The following is a 20,501-nucleotide window of genomic DNA, read 5'->3' as shown; positions in this document are numbered from 1 at the left end:
GATCTACGACCATTCGGGGAGGCTGCGGCCAACGCGCCACCCCCCGTCCGACAACAGCCCTCGGCCCCATCCTGGCACGGTGCATCCTGCGGGGCATCGCCGCCCTTTGCATCGCCATCGGCGCGCCGATTAACCCAGTGACGGCGCAGAGCGTCACCCCGGCGGTGAGTGAGATCGCAGGCAATGGGCCGTCGATCGCCATCAGCCTTGCCGACCGCCGGCTGTACCTGAGCGGGGCTGACGGCACGATCCGCAGCTTTCCGGTCGCCATCGGCCGCCCCGGCGTTCCGATCCCCCTCGGCGACAGCGCCATCCTGCGCAAGCGCCGCGACCCGACCTGGAGGCCGACCGCCAACCAGCGGCGCGAGAAGCCGTCCCTGCCGCGGTCGGTGCCGCCGGGACCGGACAACCCGCTGGGCAAATTCGCGCTCGACCTCGGCTGGCCGGCCATCGCCATCCACGGCACCAACGATCCGGAGTCGGTGGGGCGGCAGGCCAGCGGCGGCTGTTTCCGCATGCTGCCTGCCGACATCGAAACCGTCTTCGCCGCAACCGAGGTGGGAACCCCGGTGCGGGTGGTGCGCGATTCGCTGTCGGGCAGCCCGCAGATGCCAATGGCGACTTCACCAGCGACTGCGCCGGCGAGGACGCTTCCCGTCGCGGACAGGGCCGCGCCATTGGCCACACGGCAGCCGCCGAAACCGTTGCCGTCCCCGGCCGTCGCCACGGCCGCAGGGGTGTCCTCACCGCAGCCGGCCCCGGGACCGTCCCCAAGACCATCCCAAGGCCCGCCCCCGGAGCCGCCACCCCAGCCGGTGGCCGATTCGCGCTGCCCGACGGTCACGGCGCCGCTCAGGCGGATGATCTGCGACGTGCCGGCGCTGGCCCTGCTGGATGGCCGTGCCCGCGGGGCGCAGGAGCGTTTCCTGGCCGGCATCGCCGATCCGGCAGAACGCGCCGCCGCGGCCTACGACCTGATCCGGGAGGAACGCCGCTTCCACGAAAGGATCGCCGCGCTTTGCTGGATCCGCAGCGGAACGGAAGGCGACCCGCATGTCGCGGCATCGGCGCGATCCTGCCTGACCACCGCACTCGGCCGCCGGGTCGACGACGTGGCGGAGCGGATCGCAACGCTGCGCGGCGGTTCCCGTATGGCGGCCCGGCCATAGAGTTACCTGTCGGAACGGTGGAATCGCGCGGCGGCATTGTCATTCTGACTTGCCTGCATCCCCCTTGGGCTGCTAACCCGCAGAACCTCACCGTTCGGATAATCCGCCACACATGCCGATCGACTATTATCTCAACATCGCGGCCTCAGGGCTGCTGACCGGCCTGGTCTATGGGCTGGCGGCGCTGGGGCTATCGGTCATCTTCGGCGTGGTGCGCGTCGTCAACTTCGCCCATGGCGAGATGATGGTGGCGGGCATGTACGGCGCCGTGCTGCTTGGCGGCTGGTGGGGGCTCGACCCGCTGCTGTCCGCTCCGGTCATGGCGGCGCTGCTGTTCGCCTGCGGCTGGGTTCTGCAGCGCGGGCTGGTGAACAAGTTCGTCGAGCGGCCGGAGCACATGCAGTTCATCCTGCTGCTGGGCATCGCCACCATCCTGGTCAACGCCATGCTGATGCTGTTCGGCCCGGATGCCCGCAACGTGCAGGTGCCCTACAGCTTCGACACGGTGGAGATCGGGCCGATGCTGCTCGATTCCGTGCGGCTGCGCGCCGGGGCGGCGGCGATCGTCGTTGCGGCGGCGCTGTTCGCCTTCTTCCGCTTCAGCCGCACCGGCAAGGCGATCCGCGCCTGCGCCGACAACCCGCTGGGCGCCCGCGTGGTCGGGCTGAACATCGACGGGCTCTATGCCCTGACCTTCGGCATCGGCGCCGCGGTGGTCGGGGTGGCCGGCGCCCTGATGACGCTGCTGGTCGACGCCCGGCCGCAGCTGGCGCCGGAGTACACGCTGCTCAGCTTCATCATCGTCATCGTCGGCGGTCTGGGCAGCCTGCCCGGCGCGCTGCTGGGCGGCGTGCTGATCGGCATGTCGGAGGCGCTGGCCGGCTTCCTGCTGACGCCCTCCCTGAAATCGCTGTTCAGTTACGGGGTTCTGATCGTGGTTCTGCTGCTGCGCCCGCAAGGGCTGTTGGGGAAACGGTCATGATCGGCCTGTCGGGAGCGGCTTTTTCGGGAGTGACGGGCCGCGGCATGGTCCTGCTCGCCCTGACGGCGCTGGGGCTGGCGGTGGCGCCGCTCTTCGCCGACCGCTATCTGGTGTCGGTGCTGACCACGGTGCTGTGGTTCGCCTATGTCGGGCAGGCCTGGAACGTGATGATGGGCTTTTCCGGCCTGCTGTCGCTGGGCCATGCGCTGTATGTCGGGCTGGGCGCCTATGTCAGCGCGGCGCTGTTCGTCCATTTCGGCATCGGCCCGTGGGCCGGCATGATCCTGGCGATGCTGGTCGCGGTGGCGGCCGGCTGCGCCATCGGCTTCCTCGGCTTCCGCTTCGGGGTGAAGGGCGTGCATTTCGCCCTGCTGACCATCGCCTTCGCCGAGGTGGCGCGAATCGGCTTCGACCACATCACCTGGGTCGGCGGCTCCGGCGGCTTCTTCCTGCCGGTGGAGGCGGGGGTCAGCGATCCGCTGAACCTGCGCGGCTCGCCCCTGCTGTTCTACTATGTGGCGCTGGCGCTGGTGCTGGGCGCGCTGGTCCTGTCGCGGGTGCTGCTGCACAGCCGGCTCGGCTACCAGTGGCTGGCGGTGCGCGAGGAGCCGGACGCGGCGGAGGCGTCGGGCGTCGACCTGTTCCGCGCCCGCATGACCGCAGTGGCGGTGTCGGCCGCCCTGACCGCGCTGGGCGGCGTGTTCCAGGCCTTCTACTTCAACAACCTGTTCCCGGAGCAGGTCTTCTCCATGGGCCGCTCCATCGAGATCATCCTGCCGGCCATCGTCGGCGGCATCGGCACGCTGATCGGTCCTATCCTGGGGGCCTTCATCCTGACGCCGCTGGGCGAACTGCTGACCTTCCTGATCGAGGCCGGAGGGCTGGACCTGCCGGGGCTGAAGCAACTGTTCTACGGCGTGGCGCTGGTGGTGATCGTGGTGTTCCGGCCGGAGGGCGTGTGGCCCTGGCTGGCCCGCCGCCTGCGTCTGGTCCGCCAGCCGGGGGAGGGCGCCTGAGATGTCCGCACTGCTCGAGGTCGAGGGCCTGTCCAAGCGCTTCCGCGGGCTGAAGGCGGTCGCCGATGTCAGCTTCACCGTGCCGGAGGGGCGCATCCTCGCCCTGATCGGCCCGAACGGCGCCGGCAAGACCACCACCTTCAACCTGATCGCCGGTGTCTTTCCGCCCGACGAGGGGCGCGTCACGCTGAAGGGCCGTTCCCTGACCGGGCTGAAGCCCAACCAGGTCTGCGCCGCCGGCATCGGCCGCACCTTCCAGATCGTCAAGCCCTTCGGCCAGCTGACGGTGGAGGAGAATGTCATCGTCGGCGCGCTGGCCCGCGAGACGTCGGTGGAAACCGCCCGCCTCCAGGCCCGCGCCGTGCTGGAGCGGCTGGAACTGGCCGATCAGGCCAACCGGCCGGCGCGCAGCCTGACGCTGCCCGACCGCAAGCGGCTGGAGGTCGCCCGCGCGCTGGCCACCCGGCCGACGCTGCTTCTGCTGGACGAGGTGCTGGCCGGCCTGCGCCCGACGGAGGTCGACCGCATGGTCGGGGTTCTGCGCGAGCTGAACCGCCGCGAAGGCCTGACCATCCTGATGATCGAGCATGTGATGCGCGCGGTGATGGCGCTGTCCGACCGCGTCGTCGTGCTGGACCATGGCGAGAAGATCGCCGACGGCGCCCCGGCGGAGGTCGTGGCCGACCCCCGCGTGGTCGAATCCTACCTGGGCGCCGAGGCCTTGGACTGATACCGCCGCCTCAGTTGCTGAGGTTCGAGGGATCTTCGCGGAAGCTGACGGAGGCGACCTGCGCGGTCAGCGGCTGGCCGGGATAGGTGAAGCGGCGCAGCCATTCGGTATCGCCCGACGCGCTCCAGAAGCGCAGCATCAGCCGGCCCGGCATGCGCGGCAGCTCTCCGTCCTTGGCCGTGACGCGATGCACCGGCTTGCCGTCGACCGTCCAGACGATGCCGTCCGGCTTCCAGTCGAAGCCGTAGCTGTGGAAGCCCTGGGAAGCGTCGAAGCCGAGATCGACCACCGTGTCGCGGTGCCCGACGCCGTTGGCGACCCAGCTGATCTCCAGCTTGCTGGTGTCCTTGCCGGCGATGCCGAAGGTGATCTCGTCCCAGGGATCGCCGAAGGGCGGGCCGGTGTAGTGGGACACCGAGGTCATCACCCCATCGGCCTTCACCGCCTTCAACGACACCGAATAGCTGCCGTAGCCGTAGAAGCGGTGGGTGGAATACTCGCCGCAGGAATAGCGGTCGCGGCCGCTGAGCCGGTCGGTGACCGACAGGGCCAGATGGCCGGGTTCGAAGGTGACGTTGGCGCGGTTCCAGCTGCAGTTCATGTGTCCGCCCGACTTCCAGCCGTCGGAGCGCTGCCAGCGCGAGACGTCGAACTTTCCCGACTTCTCGCTGAAGCTGCCGCCGAGATGGCTGAACAGGCCGTCGGCCATCGCCGGTCCTCCGGCACCGGCCAGCATGGCGGAAAGCCCGCCGGCGATGAAGGTGGCGAAGACGGCTGCTGTCCGCCTGCCCCGTCGATTGGCGTCGTTGCGCATGGCTGATCCTCCCGCTGCGAACGGGCCGGCGTGCAATTTCGGTCGGCCCACACCACCATATCGCGAGGGTAGGGCGGGGCGGCAACGGCGCGGGCGGGGGGTGGCCGCCGCCGGCGGACTTACCTCCGCCGGCAACCTCCGCCCTCAATCGTTGGTGACGCCGCTCTTCGGGATACGCACGTCGCGGTGTACCGACATGCTCAACAGCAGGCCGACACCCACCATCAGCGTCATCATCGCCGAGCCGCCGTAGGACACCAGCGGCAGCGGAATGCCCACCACCGGGATCAGCCCCATCACCATCGCCACATTGACGAAGACGTAGAGGAAGAACTGCGCGGTCATGCCGACCGCCACCAGCCGGCCGAACTGGCTGCGGCTGTTCAGGGCGATGACCCAGCCATAGATGAACAGCAGCAGATAGAGCGCCAGCAGGGTCAGCCCCCCGACCATGCCGAATTCCTCGGCCAGCACGACGAAGATGAAGTCGGTGTGCTTTTCCGGCAGGAACATCAGCTGGCTCTGCGAGCCGGACATGAAGCCCTTGCCGAACATTCCGCCGGAGCCCAGCGCGATCTTCGACTGCAGGATGTTGTAGCCGGCGCCGAGCGGATCGGTTTCCGGGTCCAGGAAGGTGTAGACCCGCTGCTTCTGGTAGTCGTGCAGGAACTCCCAGCCGACGGGAATGGCTGCGAGGCCGCCGCCGATCACCACCAGGAACTTCCACAGCCGCACGCCGGCCGCGAAGAACACCGCGCCGCTGCCCAGGATCAGCAACAGCGAGGTGCCGAGGTTCGGCTGCATCAGCACGAGCGCGACCGGCGTGAAGACCAGCAGCAGGGGCGGGATCAGCAAAAGCGGACGGCCGATCTGGTCCAGCGTCACCCCGTGGAAATAGCGGGCGAGCGCCAGCGCCAGCGCCGGCTTCATCAGCTCCGACGGCTGAAGCTGGAAGAATCCAAGGTCGATCCAGCGCTGCGCGCCCATGCCGATGCGGCCCATCAGCTCCACCGCGATCAGCAGGCACAGCACGATGAAGAAGATGATGTAGGCCGACTTCATCAGGTGGCGGATGTCCACCAGCGCTATGCCCAGCATCAGGACGAGGCCCGGGACGGCACGGACCAGCTGCGGCTGCGCCCAGGGCCTCCAGTGGCCGCCGGCGGCGGAATAGAGCAGCACGATGCCGATCCCGGTGATCGTGCAGATCAGCAGGACCAGCCCCCAGTTGATGAGCCTGAACTTGGAGCCGAGTGTCAGCTCCGACCGCTGCGGCTCCAGACCGCCGGAGCCGAGATGGGAAAGAACCACGACCGTACGCCGATGTTGCCGGAAATTGGGACAGTGCCGGATGAGCCCCGGCGGCACGGCCGGAGGTAACCGGGCCGGATAATGCGGCAAGCCGCGTCGCGGGTAAAGCCGGCCGGTGCGCCGGCCTATTTTTCCAACCGGGCATCCCCGGTCGGTGGCGCCGGTTCAGGCGGTGGCCGCCGCGGCCTGCAATGCCGCCGCCGGGAAGAAGCGCACCTGGTTGCGGCCGCCGTTCTTGGCATCGTAGAGCGCGCTGTCGGACTGGGCGATCAGGTCGGAGAACTGGCTGTGGTCCCGCGTCATGCTGACGCCGCCGATGCTGCAGGTCACCGCCACCCCGCCCTCCGCCGCCAGCGGCGTCAACTGGCGTTCGATGGTGCCGCGCAGCCGCTCGGCCAGCAGCCGTCCGGTTTCGCCCCCGGTTTCGGGCAGCAGGATGGCGAACTCCTCGCCGCCCATGCGGCCGATCATATCCTCCCGCCGGATCTGGCCGGCGCAGGTGTCGGCCACCGCCTGGATCACCCGGTCGCCGAAGGGATGGCCGGCCCGGTCGTTGATCGCCTTGAAGCGGTCGATGTCCAGGATCAGCACCGTCAGCTCCCGCCCATGCCGGCGGGCGCGGCGGAATTCGACCTCGCCCAGTTCGAACAGGCGGCGGCGGTTGAGGGCGCCGGTCAGTCCGTCGGTGTTGGCCAGCATGGTCAGTTCTCGGTTGAACTCGTCGCTGGCCATCAGGATGTAGTTGATGGCGCCGATCACCGTGCCGAGCAGGGACAGCAGGAAGGTAGCCCGCTCCACGGTGTCGTCGACGAGTTGGCCGAGCGGGGCCTCATAGATGAGGCCGGCGCCCATGCGGACGAGAAAGACGACGGCGAGGGTGGTGGACAGCAGGCCGGTGATATGGTGCGGAACGCCGCGGTGCTCGTAGCGGACCAGCACCTCGAAGGCGATGACCAGCAGTATGGCGGCGGCCACGAAGCTGACAAGGGTGCGGACCGCGGACAGGCCGCCGCCGGACAACAGCAGAATCAGGCAGCAGAGCGCCACGCCGCCGCCGACCGCCGCCGGCCCGAAGCGCCAGACCGGCCGGTTCTGCAGATGGCGGACGCAGGTGTGGTTCAACGCCAGCCCGGCAAGCCCGATCCCGTTGGCAAGCGGGATGAACAGCTCCGGCATCCCGCCGCCGCGAAGGCCGGCGATGAGAAAGGCGAAGCCCAGCAGGAATTTTCCGTAGGCGTAGGCACGCAATGAAGCGCGGATATGGCGTGGATAGCAGCCGGACGCCACGACGATGGACAGCCCCACCGCAAAGCCGATCACCACGATGACCTGCGCGATGAAGGTCGTATCGAAATTCATCCGCCGGCCCGCCACGCCTGATTATGCCAGTACTCCTTCGGCACGCTAACCGAAGCCTATACCGCTGACAAGGCGCGCCGAGCGAACTCTGGATAGGGAGTTCTCACAATTGTCGATCGATTGCTGCCGACATAGACGGCAGGTGGTCATGCCTGTTCCGGCGCGTAGCCTTTCACGAACAGCTCGACCGCGGCATCGACGAAGCGTTCCAGTTCCTCGTCGCTCGGCCGCTCGCTGAGGCACAGCAGCAGCTTCATGTGCATGTTGGCCTTCAGCAGGCCGAAGAACTGGTGGGTGGCGAGGTCGAAGTCGGTGATCGCCAGCTCGCCCTTGCCGGCGGCATGCGCCATGAACTGGCGGGCGCGCTCGAAGGTCTCGGCCGGACCGCTTTCGTAGAAGGCCTGCGCAAGCTGGGGCTGGCGCAACACCTCGCCCAGCACCATGCGGTAGACCCCCAGCGCCTTGGGCGAGGCGATGAAGCGGACGAAGGTCCGTCCGATCAGCCGCAGCCCTTCGGTGACCGGCAGGCGCATCGCCTCTTCCCAGATACCGGCCATGACCGAATTGGCGCATTCACAGGCGACCATCGCCCGGAACAGCTCTTCCTTGCTGCCGAAATGCGCGTAGAGCGTGGCCTTGGACACGTTCGCCTTCTTGGCGACGGTATCCATGCTGACGGCGCTGTAGCCATGCTCCAGGAACAGAGCACCCGCGGCCTCCATGATCTGGGCCGGCTTGGAACCTGCTTCGGGAGTGGGGGCAACCAAGGTGGTCATACGCGCCTCGCCTGAGTCCATGTTCTTGGCCCCTACCGCGTTCCGCATCGCCCGACAAGCCCCCACACATCCTGTTTTCAAAAACTGAACCGTTCAGTACGGCCTTGACAACAGATAGGCCCTCAGCCATTTTCCGACAAGACTAAACTGAACGGTTCAGTTTCTTTCCCGCAACGGCGCCGGCAAGAGCGTGTTCGGGAAAGAGGGGCGGGACCGCGGTGGATTAGGGATAGAGACAATGGCGAAAGGCGTTCGGAAGATCGTGCTGTCGGGCGTCGCGCTGGCCGTGCTGGCCGGCGGCGCCGTCGTCGGCGAACAATGGTGGCGGGAAGGCCGGTTCATGGAATCGACCGACAACGCCTATGTGCAGAGCGACATCACCGTGGTCAGCCCGAAGGTCTCCGCCTATGTCCGGGACGTGAAGGCGGCCGAAAACCAGCTGGTGCGGGCCGGCGACGTGCTTGCGGTGCTGGACGACCAGGACTTCCGCGCCAAGGTGGCTGAGGCGGATGCAGCGGTGACCGCGCAGAAGGCGGCGCTCGGCACGCTGGACTCCAAGCTGGAGCTGCAGCGCACGGTGATCGACCAGGCCGCCGCCACGCTGGCGAGCGCCGAGGCCGAACAGCGCCGCGCCCAGCAGGAGTTCGAGCGCAGCCGCTCGCTCGCGAACGACAGCTGGACAAGCCGGCAGAAGCTGGAAACCGCCGACGCCGACCTGCGCAAGGCGGTGGCCCAGGTCGCCAAATCGCGGGCGGCGCTCGCCGCGGAGAATGAGCAGGTCAACGTCCTGCGCGCCACGCGGACGGAAACGGAAGCCCGTCTGGCCCAGACCGAGGCGACGCTGCGGACCGCGCGCATCGACCTGGAGAACACCGTGGTGCGGGCGCCGGTCGACGGCGTGGTCGGCAACCGCGGCGTCCAGGTCGGCCAGTATGCCCGGCCGGGCGTGCAGCTGCTGTCGCTGGTTCCGCTGCCCGACGTCTATGTGGTTGCCAATTTCAAGGAGACCCAGCTGTCACGCATGCGCCCCGGCCAGCATGTCAGCATCTCGGTCGATGCCTTCCCCGACCGCAATCTGGTAGGCACGGTGGAGAGCTTCGCACCCGCGTCGGGTTCCAAGTTCTCGCTGCTGCCGCCGGAGAACGCGACCGGCAACTTCACCAAGATCGTCCAGCGCGTGCCCGTGCGCATCGCCCTGCCGCGCGACAACGCGCTGGCCGGCCTGCTGCGCCCCGGCCTGTCGGTGGTGGCGGAGGTCGACACCCGTGGCGCCGACGCCCTGCCGCATGTAGCGACCGGCAGCGTGTTCGGCGTGCTCGGCGACAAGCAGGCGGTGGCGGCCAAGTAGCGGCAGCCCAGTATTATTGGCGGGGCCGTCCCCGCCACCAACACCCAGGCGACCATTGGCCGGAGCCATCCCGGGGCGGGATTCCGTCGGCCGCGACCGAAGGCAGCGGTTCCATGGCGATTCCGGCCCAGGGCATGCGCCCGCTCACCACGCGCGACATCGTCGGTTTCTTCGCGATGGTCGTCGGCATGTTCATGGCGATCCTGGACATCCAGATCGTCTCAAGCTCTCTGTCGGAAATCCAGGCGGGGCTGGCGGCCAGCGCCGACGAGATCTCGTGGGTGCAGACCTCCTACCTGATCGCGGAGGTCGTGATGATCCCGCTGTCGGGCATCCTGTCGCGCATCATGTCCACCCGCGTGCTGTTCACCGTGGCCGCCGCCGGTTTCACCCTGACCAGCGTCGCCTGCGCCTTCGCCGGCAGCATCGAAACGATGATCGTCTGGCGCGCGCTCCAGGGCTTCATCGGCGGCGCGATGATCCCGACGGTCTTCGCCACCAGCTTCACGATCTTCCCGCCGGAAAAGCGGGCCGGCGTGTCGGTGATGATGGGCCTTGTCGCCACCATGGCGCCCACCATCGGCCCGACGCTGGGCGGCTATCTGACCCAGCACATGTCCTGGCACTGGCTGTTCCTGGCCAATGTGATCCCCGGCATCGTCGTGACCTCGCTGGTCTGGCTGCTGGTGGACGTGGATCGGCCGAACCCCGCACTGCGCAAGGGCTTCGACTTCATCGGCCTGCTGCTGATGGCCGTATTCCTGGGCTGCCTGGAATATGTGGTGGAGGAGGGGCCGCGCAACGACTGGTTCGACGACGAGGCGATCCTGGCGCTTGCCGTGGTGGCGGCGGTCGGCGGCATCGGATTCTTCTGGCGGGTGCTGTCCTACCGAAATCCCATCGTGGAGCTTAGGGCCTTCGCCGACCGCAACTTCGCCATCGGGTCGCTCTACAGCTTCATCCTCGGCATCGGGCTTTACGGGTCGGTCTATCTACAGCCGCTGTTCCTGGCCCGCGTGCGCGGCCTGAACAGCCTGCAGATCGGCACCATCATGTTCGTGACCGGCGCCTTCCAGTTCCTGTCCGCCCCCATCGCCGGCGCCCTGTCGAAGCGGATGGACCTGCGCGCGATGCTGGCGCTGGGGCTGATCCTGTTCGGCAGCGGCGTCTGGATGAACAGCCACTTCACCGCCGAGACCGGGTTCTGGGAACTGTTCCTGCCGCAGGCGGTGCGCGGCATGTCGCTGATGCTGTGCTTCATCCCGATCAACAGCGTGGCTCTGGGCACCCTGCCGCCGGACAAGCTGAAGAACGCGTCGGGTCTGTACAACCTGATGCGCAACCTGGGCGGCGCCATCGGGCTGGCGGCGATCAACACGGTGATGACCGACCGCAACGCCCTGCACCTGAACCGCCTTGGCGACAACGTGAACCTCGCCCGGCCGGAGGTGCAGCAGATGGTCGACACTCTCAGCCAGCGCTTCGACGGGCTGGTCGCCGATCCGACCGCCGCGGCGATGGCCCGGCTGGTCGGGCTGGTCCAGCGCGAGGCGCTGATCCTGACCTTCAACGACGCCATGCTGATGATGTCGGCGGTGTTCTTCGGCGCGCTGCTGTTCATGCCGCTGGTGCGGCGGCCGGGCGGGCCGGTGAAGTCGGACCATTGATCGGCGCGGATTATCGGCGCGGACGCGCGAGCGGCATAGGTTGCCGCGCATGGGTTGTGCTATAGCATGACGGATCGTTGTACCGCCCGTCCGAATTCCGCCGAGCCCCCGCCGAGCCCCATGAGCAAGCGCCAATACACCCGAGCCGAGGTCAAGGAACTGCTGGGCGCCCTGGAGCGCCAGTGCCGCGAAGCCTCAAAACTGGCCCAGTTGGCGGAGCATGAGGCGAGCAAGCACAGCTTCGGCGCCTATCGTGACTTCCGCGACAAGGTCGGCGAATTCCAGGCCCTGGTGATTCTGATCGAGCAGCGCATGCGCAATCTGGTCGATGCGCGGTCCGACGATTTGCGCGACCAGTTCGAGAAGCTGGACACCGTCATGCTGGCCCTGCTGGTGCGCGCCAGCATGCGATTCTTCTTCGTGCTGTCGGCCAATCCGATCCTGCCGATGGGCGCCCGCGAGATCTTCGTCGCGGAGTTGCGCAGCCTGCACGACGCGGCGGAAAAACTGCGGCGCCCCAACTATGCCGGCAAGCTCGGCCCGGAGCTTGAGCGGGAGCTGGAGACGGCCTCGCTGATTCTGGAGGAGATCATCGACAAGGCGCCGAGCCTGCTGAACTTCCGCGGGGCACCGGTCAGCGGGGAGTAGGGGGGCCGGGTTTCCATTGCCCCCCTGACACCACTCACTTCGCCAGAAACTGCGAGATCGTATCCCCCGCCTTGGCGATGTTCGCCACACCGTCCAGATGCCCCAGGGTGGAGGTGATCGCCTCGCTGTACTCCACCGTGTTGCCCTGCTTTTCCAGACGCTCCTTCAGCGGGCGCATGGTGCGGTCGGGCGGGAAGACGAGATCGTCGGCGGACGGGATCAGCAGCACCGGCGCCTTGATCTTGGCCAAGCCATCCTCGAGCGACGGGCCGTTGCCGGTGACGAAGGTCTGGTTGGCCTTCACCAGATAGAGGAAGTGGTTGGCGTCGCTGACCGCGGCGCGGCTGGACGCGGCCTTGTCCAGCCAGGCTTCGATGGCGTACTGGTTGCCCATCGCGGCCTTCGGATCCTTGCCCTCTTCCGCCCATTTGCGGCCGAAGGCGGCGTCGGCCCATTTCCAGTGGCGGGCGTGCAGGGTGACCAGCTTCAGCGCCTCGGTCAGTCCGGCCTTCGGCTCGGCCTTGCCGTAATAGTCGCCGTTGTTCCAGTTGGGGTCGAGCTTGATCGGCGCCGCCCACAGGTTCAGCCAGCCGATCAGGAACGGGTCGGCCTCCGGCCCGCCGATGACCGCGATGACGCGCTTGACCATGTCCGGGTGGTCCGCCGCCCATTCGAAGGCCTGGAGCGAACCCATCGAGCCGCCCATCACCGCCTGCAGGGACTTGATGCCCAGGCTGTCGATCAGCGCCTTCTGGACATTGACGAAATCCTTGATGGTGACGATGGGGAAGCTCATGCCATAGGGCTTGCCGGTGTCCGGGTTGATGCTGGCCGGGCCGGTGGTGACGACGGTGGGATCCTTGGGCGACAGGTTCACCAGCGTGTCGGAGCTGATGATGAAGTATTTGTCGGTGTCCAGAGGCTTGCCCGGACCGATGATGCTGTCCCAATAGCCGGGCGCCGCATCCTCCGGCTTGTATTTCCCGGCGGCGTGGCTGTTGCCGCTGAAGAAATGGGTGATGAGGATGGCGTTGTCCTTCGCCTCGTTCAGCTTGCCGTAGCTTTCCCAGCCGATGCGGACGTTCTTGATCGTCCCGCCGCCGACGGTGGTGTAGGACGGCATCTCGAAGACCTTCTTTTCGACGATGCCATCCATCGCCAGCGCCGGCAACGCGCCGAACAGGCATGCGGCGATGGCAAGCCCGCCGAGACGTGCGGACCAGGTGGACCCGCGGACAACCCGAGGCATGGGCAACCCCCTCCATATTATTTGCTGGACGGGCAGTCTACCCATGGGCATGCGTCTGTCCAGACGGCTTCGCTGACGCTTAAGGTTAGTGCGCCGTCAGCGCAGGCGGACGGCGGTGCCGTTGACCGACACCATCAGCATGCCGTTCTCCTTGCCCAGAACCTCGTAATCGACGTCCACCCCGACGATGGCGTCGGCGCCGACCGACCGCGCCGCCTCCTGCATGTCGGCGAAGGCCGCCTCGCGCGCCTCGCGCAGGGCCGCCTGATAGCCGCCGGCCCGGCCGCCGACGATGTCGCGCACGGAGGAGAACAGGTCGCGGAACACGTTCACGCCCATGATCGCCTCGCCGGCGACGATGCCCAGATACTGGGCGACCTGACGGCCTTCCACGGAATCGGTGCTGGTGACGATCATGATCGCGTTTCCCCTGACGGTTTCGATGCCGCACAGATGGGGCCTTTACGGCGGAGTCCAAGGCGGCACTGCGAATTCGCATGGGGGCCTAGCCCATCGCGCCTTCCCCCACCCCGTCCGTACCGTGTAGGACAAGATAGGTCGCCGGGGGGCGAGAGGGCAGGTTAGGGGGAGAACGATGGACGACACGCGGCGCGCCATCCTGCGCTGGATGACCGGCGTGATGGAGGCGAAGGGCTGGAGTGCCGGCGGCTGGGCAAGGCTGGCCGGCGTCACCGCCACCAACCTGACCCGGTTCCTGCGCGATCCCGTCATGGGCAGCGTACCCAGCGCCGACACGCTGGTCCGGCTCGCCCGCGTCGCCGGATCGGAGCCGCGCTTCCTCGACGACCATGCCTATGCCCCGGTCTCCCGCGTGCCGGTGCTGACCCTGGAGCAGGCCCACATCTTCCTCGACCTCGGCAGGCGGGCGGGGGAGGCGTTCCTGGAAGGCGCGCTGAAGCAGGGTGCCTCGTCGGTCGCCATGGACGGCCGGACCTCCCGCCGCGCCTTCGCGCTGCGTATCCTGTCCAAGAGCCTGGATGCCGCCGGCGTGCTGCCGCGCGACTGCGTGGTGCTGGAACCGCTGGACGTGCTGACGCCGCAGACCGGCGACGTGGTGGTGACGGTGGGGGAGGGCACCATCTGCGGATACCGCTTCTTCCCGCCGCACCTGATGCCGGTTTCGACCGATCCCGATTGCCGCCCGACGGCAATCGACCGCGCCCATGTCGCCGGAGTCGCCGTTCACGTCGTGCGGGCGCTTCGCATGTAAAAACCTGCTGCGGCACGAGTCGCGGCAGGCGTTCCAGGCATCCAGGACTCGCAAAAACGGACGCCTCTACTCCATCCGTTTTGACTTGTGACGACTCTCGCCGGAAGACACCAAATATAGCGCGTTTCCAGGACTTTGCGCTGGTCTACGGCCAAGCCAAAGGTTCACGTTTTGTTCTTGAAAGCTGCGTGTTCGCATCCCATATTCAGGGTCCGGCCAGGCGTACCGGAAGCCAAGCTGCAATATCGCAGCGGCGGTCACGCTTCAGAAGCCGGAAGGGCGGCCTTTCGGGGCCGGAACCGGAGATGTCGGGGCAGCATGGCGATCACTCAGGCACAGCGGGAATTGCGGGCAGGGCGGATCGGCTCGTCGGACGCCACGCGCGTGATGGCCGGCGACTGGCTGGCGCTGTGGCGCGAGAAGACCGGCCGGGTCGAACCCGATGACCTCGACCTCGTCGCCGCCGTTCAGATCGGCATCGCCACCGAACATCTACATCCGCGCTTCGTCACCCATGCCACCGGGATTCCCTGCGTGGCCGCACCCGACACCTACCGCCATGCCGAACATGATTGGATGGTGGCGCACCCCGACTTCCTGACCGGCAGCGAATCCGGTGGTCCGCTCGACACCATCGTGGAGGCGAAGTTCAACAGCGGCTTCCAGAGCGATGCCGACCTCGCCCGCCGCTACCACTGGCAGATCCAGCATCAGCTGGAGGTGGTGGGGCTGGACCGCGCGCTGCTGTCGATCCTGCGCCCGACCGGCCACAGCCTGGTGACGGTGGAACGCCGGCCGGACGACATCGAACGGCTGGTGGAGACGCTGGAAGCCTTCTGGTGGCATGTCGTCAACGACGTCGAGCCTTCGGACCCGCTGCCGGTGGACGGCCCGTCCTATGAGAACGGTCGCGTCTTCGACATGGGCCGGCACAACCGTTTCCGGGCACTGGCCGACCGGCTGGTCGCCAACCGGGCGGTGGCGCTGGAGGTGAAGGAGGACGAAGCCGCCCTGAAGGCGCTGATGCCCGAAGACGCCCGCATCGCCTTCGTCACGGTCGACCGGGCGGCCGACAGCGAGGATGGCCGGGCGGATGGCCGATCCGGCGCCCTCTATCTCGCGCGCGACCGCGAGGGCCGGCTCAGCCTGCGCTATGGCGCACCGCCGCGCCGCGCCCTGGCCGACGCGCAATCCTGGAGCCCCTCCGCTGACCCGAACGCGGCGGAATTCAGCCTGGAAGCAGTGCTGACCGCCGGCTGGGGTGAGGGGAGAGCCGAAACGTTTGGACAAGAAGGACCCAAATCATGGGACGCATGAGCAAGACCGACCACGTCGTCGCCGAAACCGAAGCCGCCGAATCCAGCATGAGCGAATCCAGCACGGCAGAATCCGGCGCACCCGAGTCCAACGTGACGGAAACCACCCCGGTCGAACCGAAATCCGGCGGCAGCCGCGGCTCCCAGGGGTCCAAGGGGTCCGCCGGCGGCGGCCGGGCGGCGGAGCCGCAGCGCATCGACACCATGTTCCTGTGGAACCGGCTGAAGCGCACCGACCCGAAGGCGACCAAGCCCTTCACCCGCTCCGGCGGCTTCCGCGGAACTCAGATCGACCCGACCTGGCGCTTCCAGATGATGACGGAGGTGTTCGGCCCGATCGGCAAGGGCTGGGGCTATGAGCAGGTCGATTGGACCATCGCGGAGCGGATGATCTTCATCTGCGCCCGCGTCTGGTACATCGACCCGGAAACCAAGGAGAAGTGCTTCACCGGCCCGCAGTGGGGCGGGACCGAAATGGTCCGCCGCCGCAACGGCATGGAGATGCCGGACGACGAGTGCTTCAAGATGTCGATGACCGACGCGGTCGGCAAATGCCTGCTGCAGCTGGGTCTGGCCGCCGACGTCTATATGGGTCAGTTCGACGACAGCAAGTACCGGGAGGAGTCGGAGGCCTTCTATGCCGCCAAGTCCAACCCGGATCTGCAGCCCGCCGCCGTCGAAGCCTTCGAGGCGGAAGTGAAGCGCCGCCTGGGGGCCTGCCTGGATCTGGACGACCTGGAAGAGGTCTGGCGCTCCGGCGTCGGCAGCCGCCTGCGCGAGATCGGCAGCGTCGACCGCGCCGCGCAGCATCGCATCACCGGCCTGTTCGCCCAGAAGAAGGCCGAGATTCTGAAGCGTGAGGAAGAGGACGGGCGGGAAGCCGCCTGACGGAACGCCATGAACCAGACGACTCATGACACCGGCGACCGGTCGCCCAGCGGTCTTTTCCGCATGAGCGCCTGGGAAGGCGAGTTCGAACGCGCCAACGCCCAACTGCCGCGCTGGTACTGGAACCCTGGGCAGCGCCGCCGCCACTACGCCCGCTGGGTGGAGGCGGAGGCCGAGACTCTGGCGATGCGCCTGTCGGGACTGCTGCGGTCCGATACCCCGGCGGAAACGGCGGAGGCGGCCCATGTCCTCGTCGACTCGCTGGCGCGTGACATCGACTGGGCTCGACGGTTGGAAGACTCGGATTCGGAAGACGGGAAGCTCGCCCACGCCGCCTGACCGCAGGCGGCATCACGGGAAGGATATCAGATCATGACGATAGAAGAGGTCCAGGCGCGTCTGCGCGCCGCTCAAGCCCGTATGGGGCGCGAGGGCCGCTTCGCCCTCACCCTCAGCCTGGACGGGCGCGAGGAATGCTACATCACCTATTGGTTCCGCCCCGAACCGCACGCCTTCGAGGACTGCCGCGCGGTCGGTTCCGGAACCCTCAACGAATGCCTCGACGCGCTGGACCGCTATGTGGCGGAGAACGGGGTGCGGGACGAGGCTCCGGTGCTGATGGCCGCCGAATGACATCCCCGTAACGGCCAAGCCATCGGCCTTCGTCCCCTCGTCCCCCCCGCGGACGAGGGGACTTTTTTTGGGAGTGGATGCCGCGTTTGCCCCCTCCCTAACCCTCCCCCCGCCCAGCGGCGGGAGGATAGGTGGGGGCCAAGTCCCCGTCACGCTTACTTCTTCTTGCCCGACTGCGCCCTGGCGAACGCCTCGGCGAAGGCGCTGTTGACCGGCTCCGGCGCCTTTGCCGGCTTCGGCGCGGCCTTGGCCGCGGGCGCCGCCGCACGGCGATCCTGCTGCTGCGGACGTGACGGCCCACGCTGCTCCTCCCGTCGCGCCGGACGCGGCGCCTCCTCGCCCATGCGCATGGTCAGGGCGATGCGCTTGCGGGGAATGTCGACCTCCAGCACCTTCACCTTCACGACGTCGCCGGCCTTCACCACCGTGTGGGGATCCTTCACGAAGCTGTTGGCAAGCTGGGAGATGTGAACCAACCCGTCCTGGTGGACGCCGATGTCGACGAAGGCGCCGAAGGCGGTGACGTTGGTGACGACGCCCTCCAGCATCATGCCGGGCTGGAGATGCTTCAACTCCTCCACGCCCTCCTTGAAGGTGGCGGTCTTGAACTCCGGACGCGGGTCGCGGCCGGGCTTCTCCAGCTCCTTGATGATGTCCTCGACGGTGGGGACGCCGAACCGCTCGTCGGTGAACTCCTCCGCATTCAGGCCGCGCAGGAAACGGGCGTCGCCGATGACGCTGCCGAGATCCCGGCCGGTGGTCTTCACGATGCGCTGCACCACCGGATAGGCCTCCGGGTGGACCGCCGAGCCGTCGAGCGGATTCTCGCCGTCGCGGATGCGCAGGAAGCCGGCGGCCTGCTCGAAGGTCTTCGGCCCCAGCCGCGCAACGTCGAGCAGCTGCTTGCGCGAGCGGAAGGCGCCGTTGCGGTCGCGATGCTCGACGATGTTGCGGGCGATGGTCTCGTTCAGGCCCGACACGCGGGTCAGCAGCGGGATCGACGCGGTGTTGAGATCGACGCCGACCGCGTTTACGCAATCCTCGACCACCGCGTCCAGCGAGCGGGCCAGCTTGCCGCCGGCGACGTCATGCTGGTACTGGCCGACGCCGATCGACTTCGGCTCGATCTTCACCAGCTCGGCCAGCGGATCCTGCAGGCGCCGTGCGATGGAAACGGCGCCGCGCAGGCTGACGTCCAGGTTGGGGAATTCGTGCGCCGCGGTTTCCGACGCCGAATAGACCGACGCGCCGGCCTCGCTGACCACCAGCTTGGTCAGGGACAGCTCGGGATGGCGCTTCATCAGGTCGGCGGCCAGCTTGTCGGTCTCGCGCGAGGCGGTGCCGTTGCCGATGGAGATCAGCTCCACCTTGTGACGGGCCGCCAGCGCGGCCAGAACGGCGATGGAGCCGTCCCAGTCGTTGCGCGGCGGGTGCGGGTAGATCGTCGTCGTCTCCACCAGTTTGCCGGTGGAATCGACGACGGCGACCTTCACGCCGGTGCGGATGCCGGGATCGAGCCCGATGGTGGCGCGCTGGCCGGCCGGGGCGGCCAGCAGCAGGTCGTGCAGGTTGCGGGCGAAGACGCGGATCGCCTCATCCTCCGCCCGCTCGCGCAAGGTGCCCATCAGGTCGGTCTCGATATGCGGACCAATCTTCAGCTTCCAAGTCCAGCGCACCACGTCGGACAGCCATTTGTCGGCCGGGCGGCCCTGGTCACGGATGCCGGTATGGGCGGCGATGGTGCCCTCCGCCGGGTGCGGCTGGCCCTCTTCGACCGGCAGAGCCAGGCGGATGTCGAGCACGCCCTGGGCACGGCCGCGGAACAGCGCCAGCGCCCGGTGCGACGGCAGCTTCGACCAGTTCTCCGAGAAGTCGAAATAATCGGAGAACTTGGCGCCCTCGGCCTTCTTCTCCTCGATCACCTTGGAGGTGACGACGCCCTTCTCCGCCATGGCGGTGCGCAGGCGGCCGACCAGCTCGGCATCCTCGCCGAAGCGTTCCACCAGAATATGGCGGGCGCCGTCCAGCGCGGCCTTTACGTCGGCAACACCCTTGTCGGCATTGACGAAGGCGGCGGCCTCGGACTCCGGCTGCTTCTTCGGGTCGGTCAGCAGCGCGTCGGCCAGCGGCTCCAGCCCGGCCTCGCGGGCGATCTGGGCCTTGGTGCGGCGCTTCTGCTTGTAGGGGAGGTAGAGATCCTCCAGCCGGGTCTTGGTGTCCGCCTGCTTGATCTGGAGTTCCAGCTCGGGCGTCAGCTTGCCCTGTTCCTGGATGGTCGACAGGATGCTGGCGCGGCGGTCCTCCAGCTCCCGCAGATAGCCCAGCCGCTCCTCAAGGCTGCGGAGCTGGGTGTCGTCCAGGCCGCCGGTCGCCTCCTTGCGGTAGCGCGCGATGAAGGGGACGGTCGACCCCTCGTCGAGCATGGCGATGGCGGAAGCGACCTGGGACTCGCGGACCGACAGTTCGTCGGCGATGCGCTGGCTGATGGACAGCATGAGGCAGGGATCCTGCGGACTGGTGACGACAAGAAAGGGCGTCTGTCATAGCGCGACGGGGCAGGGCGGCGCCACCCCACCCTTTCGGCAGAGAGCCGGAACCGCGGAAGCTGAAGCGGAGGTGTTTTGCCGCAGCTTTCGCAAAAAGGTGGTAGCCGGCGTTTTTCAACGTCCCTTCACCTGCCGTTAACCATGCCTGACCTATACCTTTGCTTGCAACTTGGTTGCGTTTCCTCCCGAACCAAACTACGGGCGGCCCGGCGGTGATATCGCGGGGCCGCCCTTTCTTTTTTGTCTGACGGGATGCCGGGACGGACCCGCGGGCAAGAAAAGGGCCGGAACGGACATGCCGCCCCGGCCTTACCCCCGGAAGATGCCGTCGATCACCGTTTCGGCACTCCAGGCCGGATCGGCGATCTCGCCGGCATCGTCCAGCGGAGCGAAGCTGCGCCGCCGCTTATAGTCGATGGCCCGGTTCACCACGATCCTGTAAAGCCAGGTCGTGAAACGGGTTCCGTCGCCGCGCCAGCGGTCGGCGTTGGCCCAGATCTGCAGGAAGGCGTCCTGCGCGACCTCCTCGGCGTCGGCTGCGTTCCCGACCACCCGTTGGGCCAAGGCGATGCTGCGGCGCAGATGCCGGCGCGTGAGTGTTCCAAACGCTTTCCGGTCGCCGACTGCGGCGTTCGCCATCAGGGCTTCGTCCGTGCCCGTCTCTTCGGTAGGCTCCACGCCGTCTTCCGCCCGCACCCGGTTGCCGTCACGGGTTTATACGCCGCAAGTGCGGGCTCCCTGCGCGGGCATCCCGTGATTCTCCGATCAGGATTTACCCTGATCCCCGCCCCGGCACACATAATTTCCATAAGCTTGGT

The 20,501-nt window shown here is 67.6% G+C and carries 20 protein-coding genes; 12 read left to right on the top strand and 8 right to left on the bottom strand.

Features of this window, described 5'->3' with window-relative positions; genetic code table 11:
- The first annotated feature begins 164 nt into the window (after nt 1–164).
- From DM194_RS13405 to DM194_RS13390, 4 genes are all read left to right on the top strand, one after another.
- Nucleotides 165–1,169 carry a L,D-transpeptidase gene (locus DM194_RS13405; protein ID WP_246024389.1) on the top strand — a complete coding sequence of 335 codons (1,005 nt, stop codon included), beginning with the start codon at nt 165–167 and terminating at the stop codon, nt 1,167–1,169.
- Between the two features lie 112 nt (nt 1,170–1,281).
- Nucleotides 1,282–2,151: a branched-chain amino acid ABC transporter permease gene (locus tag DM194_RS13400; protein WP_111068103.1), complete on the top strand. Its 870-nt coding sequence runs from the start codon at nt 1,282–1,284 to the stop codon at nt 2,149–2,151.
- Nucleotides 2,148–3,167: a branched-chain amino acid ABC transporter permease gene (locus DM194_RS13395; protein ID WP_111068102.1), complete on the top strand. Its 1,020-nt coding sequence runs from the start codon at nt 2,148–2,150 to the stop codon at nt 3,165–3,167. Before DM194_RS13400 ends, DM194_RS13395 begins: the two co-directional genes overlap by 4 nt.
- Before the next feature lies 1 nt (nt 3,168).
- Nucleotides 3,169–3,897 (top strand): ABC transporter ATP-binding protein, encoded by a 729-nt coding sequence (locus tag DM194_RS13390; RefSeq protein ID WP_111068101.1) that lies wholly within the window; start codon nt 3,169–3,171, stop codon nt 3,895–3,897.
- Nucleotides 3,898–3,907: 10 nt separating this feature from the next.
- Here DM194_RS13390 and DM194_RS13385 read toward each other — a convergent pair whose 3' ends face one another.
- From DM194_RS13385 to DM194_RS13370, 4 genes are all read right to left on the bottom strand, one after another.
- A complete protein-coding gene (locus DM194_RS13385; RefSeq protein ID WP_111068100.1) occupies nt 3,908–4,711 on the bottom strand; it encodes a family 16 glycosylhydrolase in 804 nt (267 codons plus the stop codon).
- Between the two features lie 144 nt (nt 4,712–4,855).
- Nucleotides 4,856–6,022 carry a rod shape-determining protein RodA gene (gene rodA / locus DM194_RS13380; RefSeq protein WP_111068099.1) on the bottom strand — a complete coding sequence of 389 codons (1,167 nt, stop codon included), beginning with the start codon at nt 6,020–6,022 and terminating at the stop codon, nt 4,856–4,858.
- 165 nt (nt 6,023–6,187) lie between these two features.
- Complete coding sequence (locus tag DM194_RS13375; protein WP_111068098.1) at nt 6,188–7,381, bottom strand: GGDEF domain-containing protein; 1,194 nt, start codon at nt 7,379–7,381, stop codon at nt 6,188–6,190.
- 146 nt (nt 7,382–7,527) lie between these two features.
- Entirely contained in the window at nt 7,528–8,157 is a 630-nt protein-coding gene (locus DM194_RS13370) for a TetR/AcrR family transcriptional regulator (protein ID WP_246024388.1), read from the bottom strand.
- Nucleotides 8,158–8,395: 238 nt separating this feature from the next.
- Here DM194_RS13370 and DM194_RS13365 point away from each other — a divergent pair, with 238 nt between their 5' ends.
- The 3 genes from DM194_RS13365 (at nt 8,396) to DM194_RS13355 (ending at nt 11,820) form a co-directional block, all read left to right on the top strand.
- A complete protein-coding gene (locus DM194_RS13365; RefSeq protein WP_111068097.1) occupies nt 8,396–9,505 on the top strand; it encodes an HlyD family secretion protein in 1,110 nt (369 codons plus the stop codon).
- A 113-nt stretch (nt 9,506–9,618) separates the two neighbouring features.
- Nucleotides 9,619–11,172, top strand: coding sequence for a DHA2 family efflux MFS transporter permease subunit (locus tag DM194_RS13360; protein WP_111068096.1), 1,554 nt, complete (start codon nt 9,619–9,621; stop codon nt 11,170–11,172).
- A gap of 120 nt (nt 11,173–11,292) precedes the next feature.
- Complete coding sequence (locus DM194_RS13355) at nt 11,293–11,820, top strand: hypothetical protein (protein ID WP_014188338.1); 528 nt, start codon at nt 11,293–11,295, stop codon at nt 11,818–11,820.
- A 34-nt stretch (nt 11,821–11,854) separates the two neighbouring features.
- Here the strand turns inward: DM194_RS13355 and DM194_RS13350 are convergent, their stop codons facing one another.
- Both DM194_RS13350 and DM194_RS13345 read right to left on the bottom strand, forming a co-directional pair.
- Nucleotides 11,855–13,069, bottom strand: coding sequence for an E22 family MetX-like putative esterase (locus tag DM194_RS13350; RefSeq protein WP_111068095.1), 1,215 nt, complete (start codon nt 13,067–13,069; stop codon nt 11,855–11,857).
- A gap of 96 nt (nt 13,070–13,165) precedes the next feature.
- The gene (locus DM194_RS13345; protein ID WP_111068094.1) at nt 13,166–13,486 is read right to left on the bottom strand and encodes a heavy metal-binding domain-containing protein; all 321 of its coding nucleotides are present in this window, start codon (nt 13,484–13,486) and stop codon (nt 13,166–13,168) included.
- Nucleotides 13,487–13,664: 178 nt separating this feature from the next.
- Here DM194_RS13345 and DM194_RS13340 point away from each other — a divergent pair, with 178 nt between their 5' ends.
- The 5 genes from DM194_RS13340 to DM194_RS13320 all read left to right on the top strand — a co-directional run bounded on the left by DM194_RS13340 (nt 13,665) and on the right by DM194_RS13320 (nt 17,137).
- Entirely contained in the window at nt 13,665–14,300 is a 636-nt protein-coding gene (locus DM194_RS13340) for a helix-turn-helix domain-containing protein (protein WP_111068093.1), read from the top strand.
- A gap of 318 nt (nt 14,301–14,618) precedes the next feature.
- Nucleotides 14,619–15,617, top strand: a complete 999-nt coding sequence (locus tag DM194_RS13335; RefSeq protein ID WP_111068092.1) for a YqaJ viral recombinase family protein — start codon at nt 14,619–14,621, stop codon at nt 15,615–15,617.
- Nucleotides 15,605–16,504: a hypothetical protein gene (locus tag DM194_RS13330; protein WP_246024387.1), complete on the top strand. Its 900-nt coding sequence runs from the start codon at nt 15,605–15,607 to the stop codon at nt 16,502–16,504. The genes DM194_RS13335 and DM194_RS13330 overlap by 13 nt, the downstream gene beginning before the upstream one ends.
- A gap of 9 nt (nt 16,505–16,513) precedes the next feature.
- Nucleotides 16,514–16,843, top strand: coding sequence for a hypothetical protein (locus DM194_RS13325; protein WP_111068091.1), 330 nt, complete (start codon nt 16,514–16,516; stop codon nt 16,841–16,843).
- A gap of 33 nt (nt 16,844–16,876) precedes the next feature.
- Nucleotides 16,877–17,137, top strand: a complete 261-nt coding sequence (locus DM194_RS13320) for a hypothetical protein (protein WP_111068090.1) — start codon at nt 16,877–16,879, stop codon at nt 17,135–17,137.
- 155 nt (nt 17,138–17,292) lie between these two features.
- Here the strand turns inward: DM194_RS13320 and DM194_RS13315 are convergent, their stop codons facing one another.
- Both DM194_RS13315 and DM194_RS13310 read right to left on the bottom strand, forming a co-directional pair.
- On the bottom strand, nt 17,293–19,632 hold the full coding sequence (locus tag DM194_RS13315) for a Tex family protein (protein WP_111068089.1): 2,340 nt from the start codon (nt 19,630–19,632) through the stop codon (nt 17,293–17,295).
- Between the two features lie 360 nt (nt 19,633–19,992).
- On the bottom strand, nt 19,993–20,322 hold the full coding sequence (locus tag DM194_RS13310; protein ID WP_246024386.1) for a sigma-70 family RNA polymerase sigma factor: 330 nt from the start codon (nt 20,320–20,322) through the stop codon (nt 19,993–19,995).
- Between the last annotated feature and the right edge of the window lie 179 nt (nt 20,323–20,501).

Origin of the sequence: Azospirillum ramasamyi, from assembly GCF_003233655.1 — a bacterium.
In the GTDB taxonomy this organism is placed as follows: Bacteria; Pseudomonadota; Alphaproteobacteria; order Azospirillales; family Azospirillaceae; genus Azospirillum; species Azospirillum ramasamyi.
The sequence above is the reverse complement of the archived record's forward strand: the minus strand, read 5'-3'. Positions and strand labels throughout refer to the sequence as shown.

Bases quoted from the DNA above. Each gene is read 5' to 3' on its own strand.
- DM194_RS13400 (WP_111068103.1), top strand. From the start codon at position 1,282: ATGCCGATCGACTATTATCTCAACATCGCGGCCTCAGGGCTGCTGACC.
- DM194_RS13395 (WP_111068102.1), top strand. From the start codon at position 2,148: ATGATCGGCCTGTCGGGAGCGGCTTTTTCGGGAGTGACGGGCCGCGGC.
- DM194_RS13390 (WP_111068101.1), top strand. From the start codon at position 3,169: ATGTCCGCACTGCTCGAGGTCGAGGGCCTGTCCAAGCGCTTCCGCGGG.
- DM194_RS13385 (WP_111068100.1), bottom strand. From the start codon at position 4,711: ATGCGCAACGACGCCAATCGACGGGGCAGGCGGACAGCAGCCGTCTTC.
- DM194_RS13375 (WP_111068098.1), bottom strand. From the start codon at position 7,381: ATGAATTTCGATACGACCTTCATCGCGCAGGTCATCGTGGTGATCGGC.
- DM194_RS13370 (WP_246024388.1), bottom strand. From the start codon at position 8,157: ATGACCACCTTGGTTGCCCCCACTCCCGAAGCAGGTTCCAAGCCGGCC.
- DM194_RS13365 (WP_111068097.1), top strand. From the start codon at position 8,396: ATGGCGAAAGGCGTTCGGAAGATCGTGCTGTCGGGCGTCGCGCTGGCC.
- DM194_RS13360 (WP_111068096.1), top strand. From the start codon at position 9,619: ATGGCGATTCCGGCCCAGGGCATGCGCCCGCTCACCACGCGCGACATC.
- DM194_RS13355 (WP_014188338.1), top strand. From the start codon at position 11,293: ATGAGCAAGCGCCAATACACCCGAGCCGAGGTCAAGGAACTGCTGGGC.
- DM194_RS13350 (WP_111068095.1), bottom strand. From the start codon at position 13,069: ATGCCTCGGGTTGTCCGCGGGTCCACCTGGTCCGCACGTCTCGGCGGG.
- DM194_RS13345 (WP_111068094.1), bottom strand. From the start codon at position 13,486: ATGATCGTCACCAGCACCGATTCCGTGGAAGGCCGTCAGGTCGCCCAG.
- DM194_RS13340 (WP_111068093.1), top strand. From the start codon at position 13,665: ATGGACGACACGCGGCGCGCCATCCTGCGCTGGATGACCGGCGTGATG.
- DM194_RS13335 (WP_111068092.1), top strand. From the start codon at position 14,619: ATGGCGATCACTCAGGCACAGCGGGAATTGCGGGCAGGGCGGATCGGC.
- DM194_RS13330 (WP_246024387.1), top strand. From the start codon at position 15,605: ATGGGACGCATGAGCAAGACCGACCACGTCGTCGCCGAAACCGAAGCC.
- DM194_RS13325 (WP_111068091.1), top strand. From the start codon at position 16,514: ATGAACCAGACGACTCATGACACCGGCGACCGGTCGCCCAGCGGTCTT.
- DM194_RS13320 (WP_111068090.1), top strand. From the start codon at position 16,877: ATGACGATAGAAGAGGTCCAGGCGCGTCTGCGCGCCGCTCAAGCCCGT.
- DM194_RS13315 (WP_111068089.1), bottom strand. From the start codon at position 19,632: ATGCTGTCCATCAGCCAGCGCATCGCCGACGAACTGTCGGTCCGCGAG.
- DM194_RS13310 (WP_246024386.1), bottom strand. From the start codon at position 20,322: ATGGCGAACGCCGCAGTCGGCGACCGGAAAGCGTTTGGAACACTCACG.